15 protein-coding genes are annotated in these 19,378 nt (G+C 65.4%); 4 read left to right on the top strand and 11 right to left on the bottom strand.

Annotated elements, in window-relative coordinates:
- Nucleotides 1-108 precede the first annotated feature (108 nt).
- Nucleotides 109-1,764 carry a thiamine pyrophosphate-binding protein gene (locus ACZO3G_RS02055; RefSeq protein WP_276870742.1) on the top strand — a complete coding sequence of 552 codons (1,656 nt, stop codon included), beginning with the start codon at nucleotides 109-111 and terminating at the stop codon, nucleotides 1,762-1,764.
- A gap of 104 nt (nucleotides 1,765-1,868) precedes the next feature.
- Here ACZO3G_RS02055 and bioD read toward each other — a convergent pair whose 3' ends face one another.
- From bioD to ACZO3G_RS02010, 9 genes are all read right to left on the bottom strand, one after another.
- On the bottom strand, nucleotides 1,869-2,519 hold the full coding sequence (bioD, locus tag ACZO3G_RS02050; protein WP_276870744.1) for a dethiobiotin synthase: 651 nt from the start codon (nucleotides 2,517-2,519) through the stop codon (nucleotides 1,869-1,871).
- Complete coding sequence (gene bioB, locus ACZO3G_RS02045) at nucleotides 2,516-3,478, bottom strand: biotin synthase BioB (RefSeq protein ID WP_277138459.1); 963 nt, start codon at nucleotides 3,476-3,478, stop codon at nucleotides 2,516-2,518. The genes bioD and bioB overlap by 4 nt, the downstream gene beginning before the upstream one ends.
- Complete coding sequence (locus ACZO3G_RS02040) at nucleotides 3,475-4,038, bottom strand: biotin transporter BioY (RefSeq protein WP_121586448.1); 564 nt, start codon at nucleotides 4,036-4,038, stop codon at nucleotides 3,475-3,477. The genes bioB and ACZO3G_RS02040 overlap by 4 nt, the downstream gene beginning before the upstream one ends.
- Entirely contained in the window at nucleotides 4,035-5,006 is a 972-nt protein-coding gene (locus ACZO3G_RS02035; protein ID WP_276870748.1) for a biotin--[acetyl-CoA-carboxylase] ligase, read from the bottom strand. The genes ACZO3G_RS02040 and ACZO3G_RS02035 overlap by 4 nt, the downstream gene beginning before the upstream one ends.
- Before the next feature lie 144 nt (nucleotides 5,007-5,150).
- On the bottom strand, nucleotides 5,151-6,593 hold the full coding sequence (gene glgA / locus ACZO3G_RS02030; protein WP_276870749.1) for a glycogen synthase GlgA: 1,443 nt from the start codon (nucleotides 6,591-6,593) through the stop codon (nucleotides 5,151-5,153).
- Nucleotides 6,594-6,778: 185 nt separating this feature from the next.
- On the bottom strand, nucleotides 6,779-7,324 hold the full coding sequence (locus ACZO3G_RS02025) for a hypothetical protein (protein ID WP_276870750.1): 546 nt from the start codon (nucleotides 7,322-7,324) through the stop codon (nucleotides 6,779-6,781).
- Nucleotides 7,325-7,563: 239 nt separating this feature from the next.
- Nucleotides 7,564-7,734: a hypothetical protein gene (locus ACZO3G_RS02020; RefSeq protein WP_276870752.1), complete on the bottom strand. Its 171-nt coding sequence runs from the start codon at nucleotides 7,732-7,734 to the stop codon at nucleotides 7,564-7,566.
- A 145-nt stretch (nucleotides 7,735-7,879) separates the two neighbouring features.
- Entirely contained in the window at nucleotides 7,880-8,602 is a 723-nt protein-coding gene (locus ACZO3G_RS02015) for a response regulator (RefSeq protein ID WP_101551978.1), read from the bottom strand.
- Nucleotides 8,595-11,294: a sensor histidine kinase gene (locus ACZO3G_RS02010; protein ID WP_276870761.1), complete on the bottom strand. Its 2,700-nt coding sequence runs from the start codon at nucleotides 11,292-11,294 to the stop codon at nucleotides 8,595-8,597. Before ACZO3G_RS02010 ends, ACZO3G_RS02015 begins: the two co-directional genes overlap by 8 nt.
- Nucleotides 11,295-11,609: 315 nt before the next feature.
- Between ACZO3G_RS02010 and kdpA the strand changes: the two genes are divergently transcribed.
- Genes kdpA through kdpC form a run of 3 tightly spaced genes read left to right on the top strand, consistent with a single transcriptional unit; the run spans nucleotide 11,610 to nucleotide 16,058 of the window.
- Complete coding sequence (kdpA, locus tag ACZO3G_RS02005) at nucleotides 11,610-13,352, top strand: potassium-transporting ATPase subunit KdpA (RefSeq protein ID WP_276870764.1); 1,743 nt, start codon at nucleotides 11,610-11,612, stop codon at nucleotides 13,350-13,352.
- A gap of 13 nt (nucleotides 13,353-13,365) precedes the next feature.
- A complete protein-coding gene (gene kdpB, locus ACZO3G_RS02000) occupies nucleotides 13,366-15,435 on the top strand; it encodes a potassium-transporting ATPase subunit KdpB (RefSeq protein WP_276870766.1) in 2,070 nt (689 codons plus the stop codon).
- A gap of 17 nt (nucleotides 15,436-15,452) precedes the next feature.
- Complete coding sequence (kdpC, locus tag ACZO3G_RS01995) at nucleotides 15,453-16,058, top strand: potassium-transporting ATPase subunit KdpC (RefSeq protein WP_276870768.1); 606 nt, start codon at nucleotides 15,453-15,455, stop codon at nucleotides 16,056-16,058.
- Nucleotides 16,059-16,187: 129 nt separating this feature from the next.
- Here the strand turns inward: kdpC and ACZO3G_RS01990 are convergent, their stop codons facing one another.
- Complete coding sequence (locus tag ACZO3G_RS01990) at nucleotides 16,188-17,234, bottom strand: FAD:protein FMN transferase (protein ID WP_276870770.1); 1,047 nt, start codon at nucleotides 17,232-17,234, stop codon at nucleotides 16,188-16,190.
- Nucleotides 17,235-17,296: 62 nt separating this feature from the next.
- On the bottom strand, nucleotides 17,297-19,378 hold a 2,082-nt coding region (locus ACZO3G_RS01985; RefSeq protein WP_486846745.1), incomplete at its 5' end, for a hypothetical protein.

Genomic DNA, 19,378 nt, shown 5'->3' with positions numbered 1-19,378 from the left:
TTTTACCAAAGATTACAAAAATAAAACAAATACAATTGACATTCATTCGCTAAAATAGTATTATTATTGTATTAAATAACTGCAATCCTGCATGGAGGAGGAACTGGCATGAGCGAACAATTTACAGGCGGCCAGCTGGTCGTCAAAGTGATGGAAGAGTTTGGCGCAAAAGTGGTATTCGGGGTCCCCGGCGGGCAGACCCTCTATGTCACCGATCCCATTCAGGACGTTCCGGGCATGCGCTTTGTCCATACCCGCCATGAGAACGGCGCTGCCACCGCGGCGGACGGCTGGGGCCGGCTGACCGGCGAGCCGGGCATCTGCCTCGCCACAACCGGCCCCGGCGCCACCAACCTGATCACCGGCCTGGGCGGGGCCCTGCGGGATTCCAGCCCGGTCATCGCGCTGGTCTTCCAGAACCGGCTTGCCGACGCGGGCCGGGGCGACGCGCAGGAGAGCGACCACGAGCTGCTCTTCGGCAGCATCTGCAAAAAATACATCCCCGTCCGCGACATCTCCGTACTGCCCTGGGCGATGCGCGAAGCCTACCGCACCGCCAAGACCGGCCACCCGGGCCCGGTGGTGGTGGACCTCTACCGCGACGTCATCGAGAACCAAAAGGCCCCCTACGTCCCGGCAGACCCGGCCGGCTACTGCGTGCGCCCCGACAGCGTCGCGAGCGACGAAGCCATTGAGGCGGCCGCGCGGGTCATCCGCGCAAGCAAAAAGCCGATGCTCTGGATCGGCAACGGCGTTAAGCTGTCCCACGCCGCCGACGAGGTGACGCGTCTCTCCAAACAGCTCTGCGCGCCCATCGTCTGCACCTACAACGCCATGTGCGCGGTGGACGAATCGTTTGAGAATTTCCTGGGGGCCCGTTCCCGCCACGGCACACAGGTCACACAGGCGTGCATTGAGGAGGCCGACTGCGTTATCCTGGTCGGCTCCTCCCTCACCGCCATCAGCACCAACCGCTGGTCAATCGCCCCAAAAAACGTCGTCCAGTTCGACATCCTGCCCGAGCAGATCGGCCGCCAGTACCCGGTGGCGGCGGGTGTCGTGGGCGACGCCAAGGCGTCGCTGCAAAAGCTGCTCGCCGCGCTCGAAGGTTTCGCGGGCACGCCGGAATTCCGGGACGAGATGTTCTCCCGCAAGGCCGCGTGGAAGGAAGCGCTGCTTTCCGGCCCCATCGCCGATACCGAGCGTACCCCAGTGCCGCCCATCGCGCTCCAGAGGGAGCTGGAAAAGTCCCTGCGGGAAAACACCGTCTTCTGCGTGGACGCGGGCAACCCCGGCGCGTGGACCCACTACACCACCTTCCCGAAGGGCACCGCCTACATGAAGCCGGTCAACTACGGCAACATGGGATTCGCGCTGGGCGCGGCGCTCGGCTGCAAGGAGGCCTCGCCCGACCGGGAGGTCGTCGCGCTCATCGGCGACGGCTCGCTGGGCATGACGCTGGGCGAGCTCGAGAGCATCGCGCGGGAAAAGCTCGCGGTCACCGTGCTGCTCGTGAACGACTCCGCTTTCGGCAACATCAAACAGGAGGAGCTCTTCAAGATGGGCGAGGGCCGCTACATCGGCGTGGAGTTCCCCGACTACGACTACCTCAGCGTCGCCAAAGCCTTCGGCTTCGACGGCTGCATCGTCACCAAAGCCAGCCAGATCCCCGCCGCCATGGAGGCCGCCCGCAAAAGCGGCGGCCCATATATGATCGAGGTCAAGCTCGACGGCAGCTTCACCGTCTGGCCGGAGGCTCTCTGAGCCGCGTTCCATTTGCCGACCACTGACAAATATTCTCCTTGCGGCGGGAGCCGGGGCCAAATGGCCCCGGCTCCCGCCCTTTTATATTGTTTTACCGTCCGCCCTCAGGGCAACCCGATCGTCCCGGCGTCCCGCGCGGCGCAGATCGTCCGAAGCCCGGTGAACCGCCCGATCTGGACCCGGTTGTCCTCGTGCAGCGGGTTCCCCGCCTCAAAGCCGTTCATCACGACCGCCAGGACGGGGAGCCCCAGCTTCGCGGCGTATTCCGCCGTGAGCACCGCTGCGTTGATCGCTCCGAGCCCCGACGGCGAGACAATCACGAGCGGCAGTCCGAGCATCGCGGCCACGTCGCCGAGCAGCAGCTGCTCCCCCTCGGTGCAGAGCGGGCAGAAAAGGCCCCCGCACCCCTCCGCGACGAGATAGTCAAACCGCGCGGCGACCTGCGAAAACCGCTCCATGATCCGCTCCCGCGTGATCGGCGGGCCCTCCAGCCGCGCCGCGAGATGGGGCGACACCGCCTGCTCGTAGAGGTACGCCACATACTGCTCCGGCGGGCCGGGCAGCCCCGACATGCGGCAGACCTCCTCCGCGTCGCCGGGGATGAGCGCGCCGTCCCGCCGGCGGGCGCCGCTGAGCGCCGGCTTAAAATATCCGGCGCTGCGGCCCTGCTCCCGCAGGGTCTTGACCAGAAGCGCCGAGACGTAGGTCTTGCCCACGTCGGTGCCGGTGCCGGTGACAAAAACGCCCTCCTTCATAGCCGCGCCACCTCATATCCAAGGCCTCGCACCAGCGCGAGGTCGGTTTCGACGGTGATGCCCGCGGTAGTCAGCATGTCGCCGGTGATGGCGGCGTTCGCGCCGGAGCAGAACGCCGCCCTGCCCCTGTCGGGCAGCAGGCCCCGCCCCCCGGCCAGCCGCAGCGCGGCGCCGGGCAGCAGGAAGCGGAAGACCGCCACCGTCCGCAGCAGCTCCTCCGGCGGCAGCACCGGCCGGTCCTCAAAGGGCGTGCCCCTGATGGGGTTGAGCAGGTTGACGGGCACCGAGCGCACCCCCAGCTCCCGCAGCTCGATCGCCAGGTCGACGCGGTCCTCCATCGTCTCGCCCATGCCGATGATCCCGCCGCTGCACACCTCCAGCCCGGCGCGCCGCGCGTTCCGGATGACCGCGCATTTTTCGTCGTAGGTGTGGGTGGTGCAGATGTTCGGGAAGTTCCTGCGGGAGGTCTCCAGATTGCAGTGGTAGCGGGTCACGCCCGCCTCGCGCAGCCGCACGAGCTGACCGTAATCCAGCAGCCCGTGGGAGGCGCAGCGGGCAATCCCGCACCGTGCGCCGATCTCCCGGTACGCTTCGCAGGCCGCGTCCGTCTCCCCCTCCGAGAGCGTCCGCCCCGAGGTCACGACCGAAAAGCGCAGCACGCCCCGTTCGCAGTCGGACCGGGCCCGCCGGGCGATCGGTTCCGCGCCGAGCAGCGGGTAGCTCTCCACCTCCGCCGGGTAGCGGGCCGACTGCGCGCAGTATTTGCAGTCCTCCGAGCAGCGCCCGCACTTTCCGTTGACGATCGCGCAGAGGTCGAACCGGTTGCCGCATATTTGGCGGCGGATGTCGTCCGCCGCCCTGCAGAGGGGCTCCAACTCCGCTTCATGGGCGAGGCGCAGCGCCTCCTCGCGGGAGACGGCCCCGCCCGCTAAAATCCGTTCCTTCAGCTTTGTAATCACAGCAGATGCTCCTTTCCCAGCGCGGCCCGCAATCGTCCGGCAAGCCCCGAGGCAACGACGCACAGTACCGCGTCGCCCGGCAGATCGAGCGGAAACGCGGAGAGGAGGACGACCGCGAACGGGGTCGTCTGGCCGAGATAGTAATTGAGAATCAGAAATTTATAGAGGAAGCCGACCGCATAGGTGACCGCCATCCCCGCGAAAGCGGCGGGCAAAAACTGCCCGAACCGGCGCGCGCCGGTCCGCTCGCAGATCCGTCCGGTGAGCCACGCGGCGGCGATGAACCCAAGCAGGTAGCCGAAGCTCGGGCGGAAGACGTACTGGATGCCGCCGCCAGCCGCGAACACCGGGATACCGGCCAGCCCGACGGCCACATAGACCGCCACGGCAAGGCTCCCCCGCCGGGAGCCGAGCAGCATCCCCGCCAGCGTGACGAACAGGAACTGCAAGGTGAAGTAATCCATGAACGGGACCGGCACCTGCAAAAACGCCCCGATCGCGATGAGGGCGGAAAAGAGCCCGCACAGCACGATCCCGCGGGTCTTCACGGTCGTTGTCATATGGGTTCCCCCTCCATCCTGATCTCCCCGGCGCGCAGCAGGACCGCGCCCGACGGGGTTTCGACCTCGAGGCAGCCGTCGCCGTCGAGCCCGACCGCCCTTCCGCTTTGCCACGCGCCCTCCCGGTAAAAACGGACGCGCTTTCCCAATACCATCAGACGCCGCCGGTAGGGCTCGAGATAGGCCCGTCCCGGCAGGTCGGCGACGTAGTCGAACAGCCGGTTGGCGATCTCGGCGGCCAGCCGGTTGCGTGAGACGCTCGCGGGCAGCAGCGAGCCCGCGATCTCCCGCAGCTCCGCCGGGAAAAGGGCGGGCGGCGTCTTGACGTTGACGCCAATGCCGACGATCACGCTTTCGGTCCGGCCGCTCTCAAAGTCGCTGACCGCCTCGGTGAGGATGCCGCAGACCTTCCTGCCGCCGACCAGCACGTCGTTTACCCATTTGACCTGCGTTTCCAGCCCGGTCAGCGCCTCGATCGCCTCGCAGACGGCCGCGGCCGCCGCGACGGTGATGATCGGGAGCTGCGCGCTGTCCGTTTCGGGCCGCAGCAGAAGGCTCATGTAGACGCCCGTCCGCGCCGGGGAATAGAACCCGCGTCCCATCCGTCCCCTGCCCGCCGTCTGTTCGTCGGCCAGCAGAATGGTCCGCCCGCCCGCCCCGTCCGCCGCCAGCTTTTTGGCCTGCGTGTTGGTCGAGCCGACCCGCCGCTCCACCAGAACGGCGCAGTCCCGGTACGCGGGGCTCAGATGGCACCGCACCCCCTGCGCGGTCAGCACGTCACTGGCCGCCTCGAGCTGGTAGCCCCGGTTGGTGGCCGCCGTGATGCGGTGGCCTTCCTCCTCGAGGCTCTTCACCGCCTTCCAGACCGCCGCGCGGGACACCGAAAGCCTTTCCGCGAGCAGCTGTCCCGAGACGGGCGCCTCCCTGTGCTCCTCCAGATAGCGGAGCAGTTCCTCCTTGAGCGACATCATATCCCCCCTGTCCCGGTCAGTATAGCATGGATTCCCATGATTGTAAACCATTATATTTGCTTTGGTTTACAATTTGAATCTCATTCTCCACGCAAGAAAGGCCCCCGGAGCCGGCGGCTCTGGGGGCCTTTCTTCTGAAATCTAACCGAGCTGGTCGTAGAGGGACTGGTAGGCCTGCGCGCTGCTGCGCCAGGAGAAATCCTGTTCCATGCCACGCCGCACCATCTCGTCCCAGCAGGAACGGGTGTCGTAGAAGACCCGCTCCGCGTAGAAGATCGTGTCAAGCATCTCCTCCGCGTTATAATTCGCAAAGGAGAAGCCGGTGCCCGTCTGGACGTACTCGTTGTAGGGCTCGACCGTGTCCTTGAGGCCGCCCGTCTCCCGCACGATGGGCACCGTGCCGTAACGCAGGGAGATCAGCTGGGTGAGGCCGCAGGGCTCGAACAGGGAGGGCATCAGCATTGCGTCGGCGGCCGCGTAGAGCTTGTGGGCGCGGTCGTCGTTGAAGTAGATGTTGGCGGAGACCTTCTCCTTGCGCTCCCACTCGTAGCGGCGGAAGAGGTCCTCGTATTTCTTGTCGCCCGTGCCGATGATGACCAGCTGGATCCGCGAGGTGAGCAGCCAGTCCATCACCCGTTCCACGAGGTCAAGCCCCTTCTGGTCGGTGAGGCGGGTGATCATGCCGACCATCATCACCTCAGGGTCCTCGGGCAGCGCCAGCTCCCGCTGGAGCGCGGCCTTGTTGGCCGCCTTTCCCTGGCGCACACCGTTTTTGTCATAGTTCGCGTAGAGCTTGCGGTCGGTCACCGGGTCATAGATGTCGTAGTCGATGCCGTTGAGGATGCCGCTGAGGGTTCCGCTCTTGGCGCGCAGCAGGCCGTCCAGCCCCTCGCCGAAGGAGGGCTGCTGGATCTCCCACGCGTAGGTGCCGCTGACCGTCGTGATCCGGTCGGCGTAGACGAGCCCGCCCTTGAGCATGTTGGCGTCCCGGTGGAACTCGAGCCGGTCGGGGGTGAACGCCCGGTCGGGCAGGCCGGTGAACCGCTTCATCGCCGGGATGTCCCATACCCCCTGGAAACGCAGGTTGTGGATCGTCACGACGGTGCGGATGCCGCGGTAGAAGGGATTGTCCCTGAACATCTCGTGCAGAAAGACGGGAACCAGCCCCGCCTGCCAGTCGTGGCAGTGGATGACGTCGGGACGGAAGCCCACGGTCGGCAGGATCGAAAGGGCCGCCTTGGAGAAGAAGCAGAACTTTTCGATGTCCCACAGCAGGTCGCCGTAGGGCTTGTCGCCGCCGAAGTAGTGCTCGTTGTCGATGAAGTAGTAGGTGATGCCCTCCACCCGGCAGGTCATGACGCCCACATAGACGCGGCCCAGACCGCCCAGCTCCATCTGAAAGCTGTCCACGTACTGGAACTGGCCGCGGTATTTTTCGGGGATGCAGGTATAGTCGGGCAGGACGACGCGCACGTCGTAACGGCTTTTGTCGAGCGCCTTGGGCAGCGCGCCGGCCACGTCGGCCAATCCACCCGTCTTGATGAACGGCACGCATTCCGATGCGACAAACAGGATGTTCTTCATGTCATTTCCTCCTCCCATGTCAAAGGGGCCCGCCGGTTCTTTTTTTCCAGTATACTACAATTGGCGGGAGAGATAAAGTCGCACGGAAGCGATTATACGATATATTCCAGATTTTCCCCCTCCATTTTGTGGAATAGAGCCAAAGAAAAGCCCCCGGCTCCGCCGGGGGCTTTTGGGCTGGAAATTCAGCGGTACATCCGGTAGCCCCGGATGCTGTAGAGAATCAGCAGCGGGCCGACGACCGGCGTGACCACCGCCGCGACGGCGAGGATGCCGGCCGCGTAGATGAACGCCCCGCCGATGAGCGGCATGAGCGAGAGGATGGCCAGGATGCTCACGATCGTGGGCAGGCCGGCGATGACCGTAAAAAGCACGCACTGCTTGCGCGCGTAAAAATAAAAAACGAGATAGTAGACCACCAGCGTGCCCACGCTCACGAGCAGGTCGGCCAGCGTGCTGAACGGATAGCGCAGCAGCACCGCGGCGACCGAGACGATCGGCAGCGCGTAGGCGAGCGGAACGCTGGCGAACACGTCGTAGACGCGGCGGTTGAGGTGCTTCATCGAGTCGCCGATCTGTCCGAGCATGAAGAGCTGGAAGAAGGGGATGAACGCAAAGAAGGGATTCGGAAGGCCGCGCACGACCGCGAGCCGGTAGATCGCGTAGGACTGCAACAGATAGACGCCCAGCGAGAGCAGGCTGGTGAGGAAACTTCCGCCGATATGAAACATTGTGATTCTCCCATCGTGATAGAATGTCCGCGCCGCGCGGGCGCCCTGTCAAAAGCATGGGCATCCGGGCGCGTTCCTAATCGCCCGCCGCCACAGGCAGGCGCAATTTGCCGGCGCCGATTGCCCGCGTTTATTATAGCATGCGGGCCGCCCGAAGAAAAGCAGGAGAAGGGAATTGCCCATTCGGCGCGCGGGCGCAAAAAAGGTCCGGAGCCTTCGCTCCGGGCCTTTTTCAGCTCCTACTTCTGCACCGGGCCGTGCGTCAGGAAGATCACGGCGCCCGATGGGCGCTCCCTGCGGGCGCTCCAGCGCGGGCGGTAGCTTTCGCCCAGGAACCGTTCCATCCCGCGCGCGCAGAGGAACCCGACCACCCCGATGAACAGCAGTCCCGCGACAATCAGCACTTCCATGCGCCCCCTCCCCTGTCTTCTGGTTCCATTATACCCCCCGGGCCGTTAGGGCGGGGTAAAGCTTTCGGGCCGGGGCGTTAATATTGTATAAAGACGGAAGGCCCGCCGCTGCGTTTGCAGCGGCGGGCCTTCCGGTCGCGGGCGGTCAGGCGTCGGCCTCCGGGCTGTTCACGATGCGGAGCATCCGGTAGCCCACGCCCACATGGGTCTGGATGTATTTCGGCTGGGAGGGGACCTGTTCGATCTTTTTGCGCAGGGTGGCCATGAAAACCCGCAGCGAGGGGGTGTCGCTCGGCAGGACGTTGCCCCAGATCTCCTTGAGAATCATGTTGTGGGTGAGCACCTTCCCGACATTGTGCGCCAGCAGGCAGAGCAGCTTATATTCGATCGGCGTGAGGTGGACCTCCTCGCCGTCCACATAGGCGCAGCCCGCGGCATAGTCAATTTTGAGCCCGCCGTTTTCAAAGACGCTGCTCTCCGCCCCCGGCCGCGCGCTGTCGTACCGGATGCGCCGTAGCGCCACCCGCACGCGGGCAAGCAGCTCGTCGGCGGAGAACGGCTTGGTCAGGTAGTCGTCCGCCCCCGCGTCGAGGGCGCTGATCTTGTCGCGGTCCTCGCTGCGCGCGCTCACCACGATGATCGGCAGGCTGCTCCAGCCGCGCACCTTTTTGATGATCTCCACCCCGTCCATATCGGGCAGGCCGAGGTCGAGGATCATGATGTCCGGATGGCCGGACACCGCCTGCATCAGCGCGGACGCGCCCGTCTCAGCGGTCAGGTAGTCGTAGCCCTGCGTCTCCAGCGTGGTGGCGATCAGGTTCCGGACCGCCTTATCGTCCTCGACCACGAGGATGGAAGTCTTATTCATGGCAGTTCACCTCTTCAGCTTGCAGTGTAAAGGAAAATACAGTGCCGTGCGGGAGGTTGTCCCGCACCGTGATCGTCCCGCCGTGGGCGGTTATGATCGATTTGCAGAGCGAAAGCCCCAGCCCCAGCCCGCGGCGGCCGTCTCCCCCGCGCTTATGCTGCGCGGTGTAGAACATTTGGAAGAGCTTCTCCTTGGCTTCGTCGGGGATGCCCCCGCCGTCGTCCGCGATCTCCACCCGGACCATCTCCCCCTCCCGCCGGGCCGAGATCGTAATGCGGCTTCCGTCCGGGGTGTATTTGACGGCGTTGTCCACGATGTTGATGATCACCTGGATGATCAGCCGGGAATCCATCCGCGCCATCAGCAGGTCGTCCTCCTGCACGGTGGCGATCGTATGCTCGCAGCTCCGGCGGCTCAGGTGCAGGAGCGCCTCCCCGATCACCTCGTCGAGCAGCTCGGGCTCCATGCGGATGTTCATCGTGCCGTTTTCGATCCGCGTCACCGACAGCAGGTTCTCCACAAGGTTGATCAGCCACATCGCGTCGTCGTAGATGTCGGTGTAGAGCTGGTGCTTTTTTTCCTCGCCGAGCTTTTCCGCGCTGCCCATCAGGATGCCGGCGTTGCCGGATATGCTCGTCAGCGGGGTGCGCAGGTCGTGGGAGATCGCGCGCAGCAGGTTGGCGCGCAGCTGTTCCTGCTCCACCTGCATGGAAATCCGCTTCTTCTGCTCGGCCTCCCGCATCTTCTCCAGCGCGAGGGCGAATTCGCCCAGCATCGCGATCAGGATGTTGCGGTCGAAGACGTCGAGCGGCGCGCCGTCGTCCATCGCGATGCCCACCACCGCGAAGACGGTGTCGTGGTTGCGCACCGCGAGGTAGAGGCATTTGGAACCGGGCAGCGTGTCGGTCGTCGCGCCCGCGTGCTTGTTGTTGCGGTAGACCCAGTGGGCCACCGCGCGCTCGTCCGCCGCCGTATACCGGGCGGTATCCCCCTGTGCGCCGGGCGCGGTCCAGACGCCCGGCTCCCCGGGACCCGCCGCGTCGAGCGGATAGAGGAGCACCGTCTTGTTCAGCAGGCGGATGAGCTGGCCGGCCATCTGCTCAAACGCCTCCCGTTCGGTCTCGGCGCGCAGGAGCTTCTGGCTCGTTTCCAAAAGGACCTCGGTGCGGTAGGCCTTCATCGCGGCCTGCCGCGCCTGACTGCGAACCCGCATCGTCAGCGTGCTGGTCAGGAAGGAGGCCGTGAACATGACGCCAAAGGTGACGTAGTAGCCGGGGTCGTTGAAGCGGAAGGTGAGATAGGGGGCCGTAAACAGGTAGTTGAAGGCGAGCACGCTGAGCAGCGAGGCGGCCGCGCCGTAAATCCTGCTGCGGGTGCACATCGCGACGAAGAGCACGCCGAGGATATAGACGGTAATAATGTTCGCCTCGCGGAAGTTCCAGCGGGAAAAGAGCATGGAAATCAGGGAGGCGGCCGCGAGGATCCCGGCGGTCTTGAGGGTGTCCGCACCCGAAAGCCCGGCGGACAGCTTCCGCCAGCGGCGCGCGGCGGTGTAGGGCGGGGCGTTGTCGGGGATGATGTGGATGTCGATGTTGGGCGCGAGCACGGTCAGCCGTTCCACCAGGTTCTGGCGGCGGGCGAAGAGGCCCTTCCGGTTGTTCGAGCGGCCGATGACGATCTTCGAGACGCCGCTCACCTTGGCGTACTCCGCGATCTGCGCCGGGATGTCCTCTCCATAGACGGTGGCGATGTGCGCGCCGAGCTGCTCGGCCAGCCGCAGGTTTTCCCGCAGGCGGCCGCGGTTTTCCCCGTCCAGCTCGGCGGTACCGGGCGTCTCGACGAAGAGGGCGGTGAAGCTGCCGTGGAACGCCCCCGCCATGCGGGCCGCGGTGCGGATGACCTTGGCGTTGGAAGGGGAGCTCGACAGGCAGATGAGGATGTGTTCCTCGGTGTAATAGTCGGCGCCCAGCGGCTTGCCGCGCTCCGCGATGCGGTTCACCCGGTCGGCGGTGCGGCGCAGCGCGATCTCCCGCAGGGCCACGAGGTTCTCCCGCGTGAAGAAATGCCCGAGCGCCCGGTGCGCCTGGTCGGACGCGTAGATCTTCCCCTCCGACAGCCGCTCGATCAGGTCGTCCGGCTCGATGTCCACGAGCTTGACCTGGTCGGCGGAGTCAAAGACGCTGTCGGGCACCCGTTCCCGCACGATCACCCCGGTGATCGAGGCCACGATGTCGTTGAGGCTTTCGATGTGCTGGACGTTCACCGTCGTGTAGACGTCGACGCCCGCCTTGAGAAGCTCCTCGATGTCCTGGTACCGCTTGCGGTGGCGGCAGCCCTCGGCGTTCGTATGGGCCAGCTCATCCACCAGGATAAGCTGTGGGCGCCGCGCGATCGCGCCGTCGAGGTCGAACTCCCGCAGCGCGACCCCCTTGTGGGAGAGGGTGAGCGGCGGCAGCCGCTCGAGCCCGTCGAGCAGCCCGAGCGTGGCGGGCCGGGTGTGCGGCTCGATATAGCCCGCCACCACGTCCACGCCCGCGTCCTTCGCGGCGTGCGCGGCTTCGAGCATCGCGTAGGTCTTGCCGACCCCCGCGGCATACCCGAAAAAGATTTTGAGGCGGCCCCGGCTTTCTTTGGGCTTCTCCCCCTTGATCCGGGTGAGGAGCTGGTCGGGGTCGAGGCGCTGTTCGTCCATTTCCGCGCACCTCCGTTTCCTTCCCCAGTTTACCACAAAGATCGTTAGAAGAACATTACGATATCCGCGCCCGATGTAAAGATTCCGTTAAGATTCCATTAAGGGCCCTTCCGTTTACGGAACCTTAACGCCGGCCCCCCAAAGCCTAACGCCGCGTTTACGGCGTCCGTGCTATAAATAGAGCGTTGAGCAAAACACCCCAACACGAAAGAAAGAGGTGACCAACGCAATGAGTGCCGTAATCGCCGCCATCGGCGCCGCATCGGTCCTGATGCTCGCTTATCTGGTTTATATTCTGTTCAGAGGTGATGAAAAATGACCAACCACATCCTGCAATATGTCCTTTATCTTTTGATCCTGGTTCTGCTGGCCGTCCCGCTGGGCAAATATATGTACCACGTCATGACCGGCGAAAGGACCTTCCTCTCCCCCCTGCTGCGGCCGGTCGAAAAGGGGCTCTGCAAACTCATGCGCGTCGACCCGGCCCAGGAGATGACCTGGAAGCAGTACGCGCTGGCCGCCGTAATGTTCAGCGCCTTCGGATTTCTCTTCCTGCTCCTTCTCAATCTCTTCCAGGGCGTTCTTCCCCTCAACCCCGAAGGACTGCCCGGCTGCTCGTGGCATCTCTCCTTCAACACGGCGGCCTCCTTCGTGACCAATACCAACTGGCAGTCCTACTCGGGGGAGAGCACCCTCTCCTACCTCACGCAGACGCTCGGGCTGACAGTGCAGAACTTCGTCTCGGCCGCGACGGGAATCGCTGTGATGTTCGCACTCATCCGGGGGTTCACGCGGGTGAAATCCACCGGGCTCGGCAGCTTCTGGGCCGACCTTGTGCGGGTGACCCTCTACATCCTCATCCCGCTGTCCATCGTGGTCGCGCTCGTCATCGCCTCCCAGGGCGTCGTGCAGACGTTCGCGCCCTATGACACCGTCGATCTGCTCCAGCCGGTCGTGTTGGAGGACGGCGCCGCCGTTACCCGGCAGGTCGTCCCGCTCGGCCCAGCCGCCAGCCAGATCGCGATCAAACAGCTGGGGACCAACGGCGGCGGCTTCTTCGGGGTCAACTCGGCGCACCCCTTTGAAAACCCGAACGCGCTTTCCAACCTCTTCGAGATGATCTCCCTGCTGCTCATCCCGGTGGCCTGCTGCTTCACCTTCGGGTACGGCGTCCGGGACAAACGCCAGGGACGCGCGCTCTTTTTGGCGATGCTCATCCTGCTGGTGGCCTTCCTCGGCATCGCAGCGGCCTCGGAGGCGGGCGCCACGCCGCAGCTCGCGCAGGAGGGCGCGGTGGACGTCTCCGCGTCCGGCGCGCAGGCGGGAGGCAACATGGAGGGCAAGGAGTCCCGCTTTGGCATCGCGGCCTCCACGACGTGGGGCGTCTTCACGACCGCGGCCTCCAACGGCTCGGTCAACTCGATGCACGACAGCTACACCCCCTTCGGCGGCATGGTGGAGATGCTCCAGATGGAGCTCGGCGAGGTCGTCTTCGGCGGCGTCGGCTGCGGTCTCTACGGCATGGTCGGCTTTGCCATTCTCACCGTCTTCATCGCCGGGCTGATGGTCGGGCGCACGCCCGAATACCTCGGCAAAAAGATCGAGCCGCGCGAGATGAAGATGGCGGTGCTCGTCTGTCTGGCCACCCCCGTCGCCATCCTGATCGGCACCGGGCTCGCCGCCGCGCTGCCCGCCACCGCCGCTTCCCTCAACAACGCCGGCGCGCACGGCTTCTCCGAAATCCTCTACGCCTACTCGTCGGCCGGCGGAAACAACGGCTCCGCCTTCGCGGGCTTCAATGCGAACACCCCCTTCCTGAACGTCTCGATCGGCCTCGTGATGCTCTTTGTGCGGTTCGTGCCGCTCATCGCGACGCTCGCGATCGCGGGCTCCCTCGCGGGCAAAAAGAAGGTCGCGGAGAGCGCCGGGACCCTGCCCACCCACAACGCCCTCTTCATCGGGCTGTTGATCTTCGTGGTCCTGCTCGTCGGCGCGCTGAGCTTCTTCCCGGCGCTCGCGCTCGGGCCCATCGCGGAGTTCTTCCAGATGATTGCTTAAAGGAGTGAACCTCATGAATCAAAAAAAGACGGCCTTTGTCACAAAGGAGCTGATGCTCCGGGCGGTGAAGGACTCCTTCGTCAAGCTGGCCCCCAAGACCCAGCTGCGCAACCCGGTCATGTTCCTCGTCTATGTCTCGGCGGTCCTGACCACCGCCCTCTATGTCTGCTCCCTCTTCGGGGTTGCGGACGCGCGCCCCGGCTTTATCCTCGCCGTGGCGGTCATCCTCTGGTTCACCGTCCTCTTCGCCGACTTCGCCGAGGCGATCGCCGAAGGGCGCGGCAAGGCGCAGGCCGACGCGCTGCGCGCCGCCAGACAGGACGTGACCGCCAACAAAATCCCCTCCCCCGACCGCCGGGACGAGATCACCCGCGTCAAGAGCGCCTGCCTCCGGAAGGGCGACCTCGTCCTCGTCGGCGTGGGCGAACAGATCCCCGCCGACGGCGAGGTGATCGACGGCGCGGCGTCGGTCGACGAAAGCGCGATCACCGGCGAATCCGCGCCGGTCATCCGCGAATCGGGCGGCGACCGCAGCGCGGTCACCGGCGGCACCACCGTCACCTCCGACCAGCTCGTCATCCGCGTCACAAGCGAGGCGGGCGAGAGCTTTCTGGACAAGATGATCGCGATGGTCGAGGGCGCCTCCCGCAAGAAGACCCCCAACGAGATCGCGCTGCAGATCCTGCTCGTCGCTTTGACGATCATCTTCCTGCTCGTCACCGTCTCCCTCTATCCCTTTTCCGCCTTCTCCGCCGGCCAGGCCGGGATGGTCAATCCCACCTCGGTGACCGCGCTGGCCGCCCTGCTCGTCTGCCTCGCGCCCACCACGATCGGCGCGCTGCTCTCCGCAATCGGCATCGCGGGCATGAGCCGCCTCAACCAGGCCAACGTCCTCGCGATGAGCGGCCGCTCGATCGAGGCGGCGGGCGACGTGGATACCCTGCTGCTCGACAAGACGGGCACCATCACCCTCGGCAACCGGCAGGCGTACGAGTTGATCCCCGTCGACGGCACCGACATCCACGAGCTGGCCGACGCGGCGCAGCTCTCCTCGCTCGCCGACGAGACTCCCGAGGGGCGCAGCGTCGTTGTGCTCGCCAAGGAGCAGTTCGGCCTGCGCGGGCGGAACCTCGGCGGCCTGCACGCCAGCTTCATCCCCTTCACCGCCAAGACCCGGATGAGCGGCGTGGACTACGCCGGCAACGAAATCCGCAAGGGCGCGGCCGAGGCGGTCAGGGCCTACGTCGCCGGGCAGGGCGGCGCCTACTCCAAACAGTGCGAGGAGGCCGTTGAGCAGATCGCCCGCCAGGGCGGCACCCCCCTCGTCGTCGCCAAAAACGGGCGGGTGCTCGGCGTCATCCACCTCAAGGACATCATCAAGCAGGGGGTCAGGGAGAAGTTCGCCGACCTGCGCAAAATGGGCATCCGCACCGTCATGATCACCGGCGACAACCCCCTCACCGCCTCCGCCATCGCGGCGGAGGCCGGGGTGGACGACTTTCTTGCCGAGGCCACCCCGGAGGGCAAGCTGCAGATGATCCGGGACCTGCAGGCCAAAGGACACCTCGTCGCAATGACGGGCGACGGCACCAACGACGCGCCCGCGCTCGCGCAGGCGGACGTGGCCGTCGCGATGAACACCGGCACGCAGGCGGCCAAGGAGGCGGGCAACATGGTCGACCTCGACTCGTCGCCGACCAAGCTGATCGACATCGTGCGCATCGGCAAGCAGCTCCTCATGACCCGCGGCAGCCTGACCACCTTCTCGATCGCCAACGACGTGGCCAAGTACTTCGCCATCCTGCCCGCCCTCTTCATGGGGCTCTACCCCGGGCTTTCCGCCCTCAACATCATGGGCCTGCACAGCGCCGAAAGCGCCATCCTTTCGGCGATCATCTACAACGCGCTCATCATCGTGGCACTCATCCCGCTGGCCCTCCGGGGCGTCCGCTACCGGGAGGTGCCTGCCGCGAAGCTGCTCTCCCGCAACCTCGTCGTCTACGGCCTCGGCGGTATCATCGCCCCGTTTATCGCCATCAAACTGATCGACATGCTGCTCGTCCTCTTCGGGCTCGTGCTCTAAAGAAAGGCGGTTATCACATGAAAACCCTGAAAGAATATACGGTCAAGGCGCTTGTGGTCTGCGTGGCGCTCACCATTCTCTGCGGCGTCGTCTACCCGCTCGCCGTCACCGGGATCTGTCAGCTCGCCTTCCCCAAGCAGGCGAACGGCAGCATCATCGAGATCGACGGGAAAAAGTACGGCAGCACCCTGCTCGCGCAGGAATTTACCGGCGACGAGTATCTCTGGGGCCGCGTGATGGTCCTCAACACCGGCGCCTTCCACGATGATGACGGCAGCCCGCTCTTATACGCGGGCCCCTCCAACAAAAGTCCCGCGAGCGCGGAATACGGGCGGATGATCGCCGAGCGGGTCGAAAAAATCCGCGCCGCCCATCCCGAGCGCGCGGACGAACCCATCCCGGTGGACCTCGTGACCGGTTCCGGCTCGGGGCTTGACCCGCACATCTCCCCCGCCGCGGCCGAATATCAGGTGGAGCGGGTCGCGCGGGCGCGCGGCGTCACCGCCGATGAGGTGCGCGCGGTGATCGCGGAATACACCGGCGGGCGGCTGCTCGGCGTATTCGGGGAGCCTACCGTCAACGTGCTCGAGGTGAACCTCGCCCTCGACGGGATTTTAAAGTAAGATTCTCAAATGATAAGGCCCGCCGCAACTGCGGCGGGCCTTATCATGTTCCTTTTCGCTTGTAAAAAGGACCCGAAAAGCGCCTGAGGGATTGGGCTTTTCGCCGCTATTAAAAAGCCGGCAACCCATTTAAAGAACCGCTTCCGCGAAGCCGCCGCTCTCACGCAGCGACCCGTCGGGCATCACCCACAGCGCCTCGGTGTCCTCCATCCCCTCCACGAGCGCCAGTCCCTCCTCATAGGGCATATTGTAGAGCGCCGTCGACAGCGCGTCCGCCGCCCCCGAGTCGGGCGTCAACACGCTCACCGCCGTATAATAAGCGGCGGGCATGAGCGTCTCCGGGTCGATGATGTGGTGGTAGGTCTTTCCGTCCACCGTGTAATACCGCTGGTAGCTGCCGCTCGTCACAAGCGAGCGATCCCGAAGCCCCACCGTGCAGAGGAACTGCGGGCCGCCCTCCCCCATGCCGGGGTTCTGCACTCCCACCTTCCAGGGGGATCCGCGCCCGTCCATGCTCCCGATCGCGCGCACGTTGCCGCCCACGCTCACGAGCAGGCTTTCGATCCCCTTTTCCTCCGCCGCCCGACAGGCCCGCTCGACCGCGTATCCCTTGGCGACCGCCCCCACGTCGAGGCGCATCTCCGGGTCCGCGAGATAGACGGTCGAGGCCGCCTCGTCGATCACGACCTTGTCGATATCGGTGTGCGCCGCCGCCTCCCGCAGCTTTTCCATCGGCGGCAGCTTGGCGGAAAGCGGGTCGTCGATCCCCCGTTCCCGGTAGTCGTGCCAGATGGACAGAACGCTCCCGAACGCGACGTTCACCTTCCCGCCCGTGAAGGCGTAGAGCTCCTTCGCCTCAAGCAGCAGGTCGATCACCGGGCGCTCCACCACGACCGGCGCGACGCCCGCGCGGTCGTTGATCGTCTTGATGTTGTGGACGCCCTCGTAGTCGTTATAGATGTCGTAGAGCCGGTGGTAGCGTTCCAGCTCGTCGTGAACGAACTGCGCCTCCTCGGTAAACGCCGCCTTGTCGTCGGTATAGCCGACGATCGTCGTCACCGTATCGAAGAGGGTCAAAAAGGTCGCCTCATACCGCGGCGTCTCCGCCTCCGGCCGCCCGCAGGCGGGCAGCGCCGCCAGCAGCAGCGCGAGCAGGCATGCCGTCCATTTCCTCATCCGTTTGCACTCCCGAAAAAGGAAGGGACGGTTCCCGTCCCTTCCTTTTCATTTTATTCCGTTCAGCCCGCGTTTTCCGCGGCCTTCTGGAGGATCGTGTTAAAGTCGCCGATGCCGATCGTCACCGAGGCGGCCAGCTCCGCGTCCGTCGGGGAGCCGTGGTCGTTCACCGCCAGACCGGAAAGCTCCGCCGGGGTCTTGCCCAGCGCGTACTGCGCGTAGTTCTCCGCCTGCTGGTACCACTCAAGCCCGATCCCCGAGGCCTTTTTCATGCCGTAGGCCTCCTTGAGCTCGTTCTTCGTCTGCGGCGCGACCGTCAGGTCGGTCGTGATCTTGCCCGCTTTGTCGAAGTTCACGTTGCTCTGCGAGCCGTCGAGGATGCAGCTCGTGATCCGGCCGTCCGGCCCGAAGGTCGCCGCCGTGTACATCGAGTAGGCCTGCGCCAGGCCGTCCTCGTCCCCCGCGTCGGCGGACTTGGACATGTTCGTCTCGATCCCCAGCCCGAGCTTGTCGCCCGCCTTCGCGCCCATCGGCTTCGCGTTCGCGACCGCCTTCTCCACCGTCTCGAGCCAGCCGCCGACCGACATCGTCACCGACGACGCAAGCTCCGCGTCGCCCGCGTGCCCGTCCTCCGTCACCGCGATGCCCCTGATCTCATCCAGCGTCTTGCCCGTCACGTAGGCGGCCAGCGCGTCCGCCTGCTCGTTCCACTCCCTGCCGATTCCGGAGGCCTTCTTCATGCCGTACTCTTCCTTAAGCTCCTGCTTGGTCCGGAACATCGTGTCCGTTCCGACGAGCAGCTTCCCCTCCTTCGAGAAGGGGATCTTCGCCTGCACCCCGTCAATCTTGCAGTCGACGATACGGCCGTCCGCGTCGACGAGCACCGCCACGACGTTCGAGTCCGCCTGTGCGAGGCCGTCCTCATCGCCCGCGTCCTTCGAACTGCCCACCGAGTTGATCACCGCCAGCCCGGTCATAAGGCCGCCCTCGCTCAGGGAGGCGGCGCCCGCGTTTTCGGCGGCCTTCTGGAGGATCGTGTTGAAGTCGCCGATGCCGATCGTCACCGAGGCGGCCAGCTCCGCGTCCGTCGGGGAGCCGTGGTCGTTCACCGCCAGACCGGAAAGCTCCGCCGGGGTCTTGCCCAGCGCGTACTGCGCGTAGTTCTCCGCCTGCTGGTACCACTCAAGCCCGATCCCCGAGGCCTTCTTCATGCCGTAGGCCTCCTTGAGCTCGTTCTTCGTCTGCGGCGCGGCCGTCAGGTCGGTCGTGATCTTGCCCGCTTTGTCGAAGTTCACGTTGCTCTGCGAGCCGTCGAGGATGCAGCTCGTAATCCGGCCGTCCGGCCCAAACGTCGCCGCCGTGTACATCGAGTAGGCCTGCGCCAGGCCGTCCTCGTCCCCCGCGTCGGTGGATTTCGACATGTTCGTCTCGATCCCCAGCCCGAGCCTGTCGCCCGCCTTCGCGCCCATCGGCTTCGCGTTCGCGACCGCCTTCTCCACTGTCTCGAGCCAGCCGCCGACCGACATCGTCACCGACGACGCGAGCTCCGCGTCGCCCGCGTGCCCGTCCTCCGTCACCGCGATGCCCCTGATCTCATCCAGCGTCTTGCCCGTCACATAGGCGGCCAGCGCGTCCGCCTGCTCGTTCCACTCCCTGCCGATGCCGGAGGCCTTCTTCATGCCGTACTCTTCCTTAAGCTCCTGCTTGGTCCGGAACATCGTGTCCGTTCCGACGAGCAGCTTCCCCTCCTTCGAGAAGGGGATCTTCGCCTGCACCCCGTCAATCTTGCAGTCGACGATACGGCCGTCCGCGTCGACGAGCACCGCCACGACGTTCGAGTCCGCCTGTGCGAGGCCGTCCTCATCGCCCGCGTCCTTCGAACTGCCCACCGAGTTGATCACCGCCAGCCCGGTCATAAGGCCGCCCTCGCTCAGGGAGGCGGCGCCCGCGTTTTCGGCGGCCTTCTGGAGGATCGTGTTGAAGTCGCCGATGCCGATCGTCACCGAGGCGGCCAGCTCCGCGTCCGTCGGGGAGCCGTGGTCGTTCACCGCCAGACCGGAAAGCTCCGCCGGGGTCTTGCCCAGCGCGTACTGCGCGTAGTTCTCCGCCTGCTGGTACCACTCAAGCCCGATCCCCGAGGCCTT

It is taken from the genome of Anaerotruncus sp. (genome assembly GCF_057433415.1).
This window is presented reverse-complemented; position numbering and strand designations above follow the sequence as displayed.

Bases quoted from the DNA above. Each gene is read 5' to 3' on its own strand.
- kdpC (WP_276870768.1), top strand. From the start codon at position 15,453: ATGAAAACCCTGAAAGAATATACGGTCAAGGCGCTTGTGGTCTGCGTG.
- ACZO3G_RS02020 (WP_276870752.1), bottom strand. From the start codon at position 7,734: ATGGAAGTGCTGATTGTCGCGGGACTGCTGTTCATCGGGGTGGTCGGG.
- ACZO3G_RS02025 (WP_276870750.1), bottom strand. From the start codon at position 7,324: ATGTTTCATATCGGCGGAAGTTTCCTCACCAGCCTGCTCTCGCTGGGC.
- ACZO3G_RS02010 (WP_276870761.1), bottom strand. From the start codon at position 11,294: ATGGACGAACAGCGCCTCGACCCCGACCAGCTCCTCACCCGGATCAAG.
- ACZO3G_RS02035 (WP_276870748.1), bottom strand. From the start codon at position 5,006: ATGTCGCTCAAGGAGGAACTGCTCCGCTATCTGGAGGAGCACAGGGAG.
- ACZO3G_RS02055 (WP_276870742.1), top strand. From the start codon at position 109: ATGAGCGAACAATTTACAGGCGGCCAGCTGGTCGTCAAAGTGATGGAA.
- glgA (WP_276870749.1), bottom strand. From the start codon at position 6,593: ATGAAGAACATCCTGTTTGTCGCATCGGAATGCGTGCCGTTCATCAAG.
- bioD (WP_276870744.1), bottom strand. From the start codon at position 2,519: ATGAAGGAGGGCGTTTTTGTCACCGGCACCGGCACCGACGTGGGCAAG.
- ACZO3G_RS02040 (WP_121586448.1), bottom strand. From the start codon at position 4,038: ATGACAACGACCGTGAAGACCCGCGGGATCGTGCTGTGCGGGCTCTTT.
- kdpB (WP_276870766.1), top strand. From the start codon at position 13,366: ATGAATCAAAAAAAGACGGCCTTTGTCACAAAGGAGCTGATGCTCCGG.
- ACZO3G_RS02015 (WP_101551978.1), bottom strand. From the start codon at position 8,602: ATGAATAAGACTTCCATCCTCGTGGTCGAGGACGATAAGGCGGTCCGG.
- kdpA (WP_276870764.1), top strand. From the start codon at position 11,610: ATGACCAACCACATCCTGCAATATGTCCTTTATCTTTTGATCCTGGTT.
- ACZO3G_RS01990 (WP_276870770.1), bottom strand. From the start codon at position 17,234: ATGAGGAAATGGACGGCATGCCTGCTCGCGCTGCTGCTGGCGGCGCTG.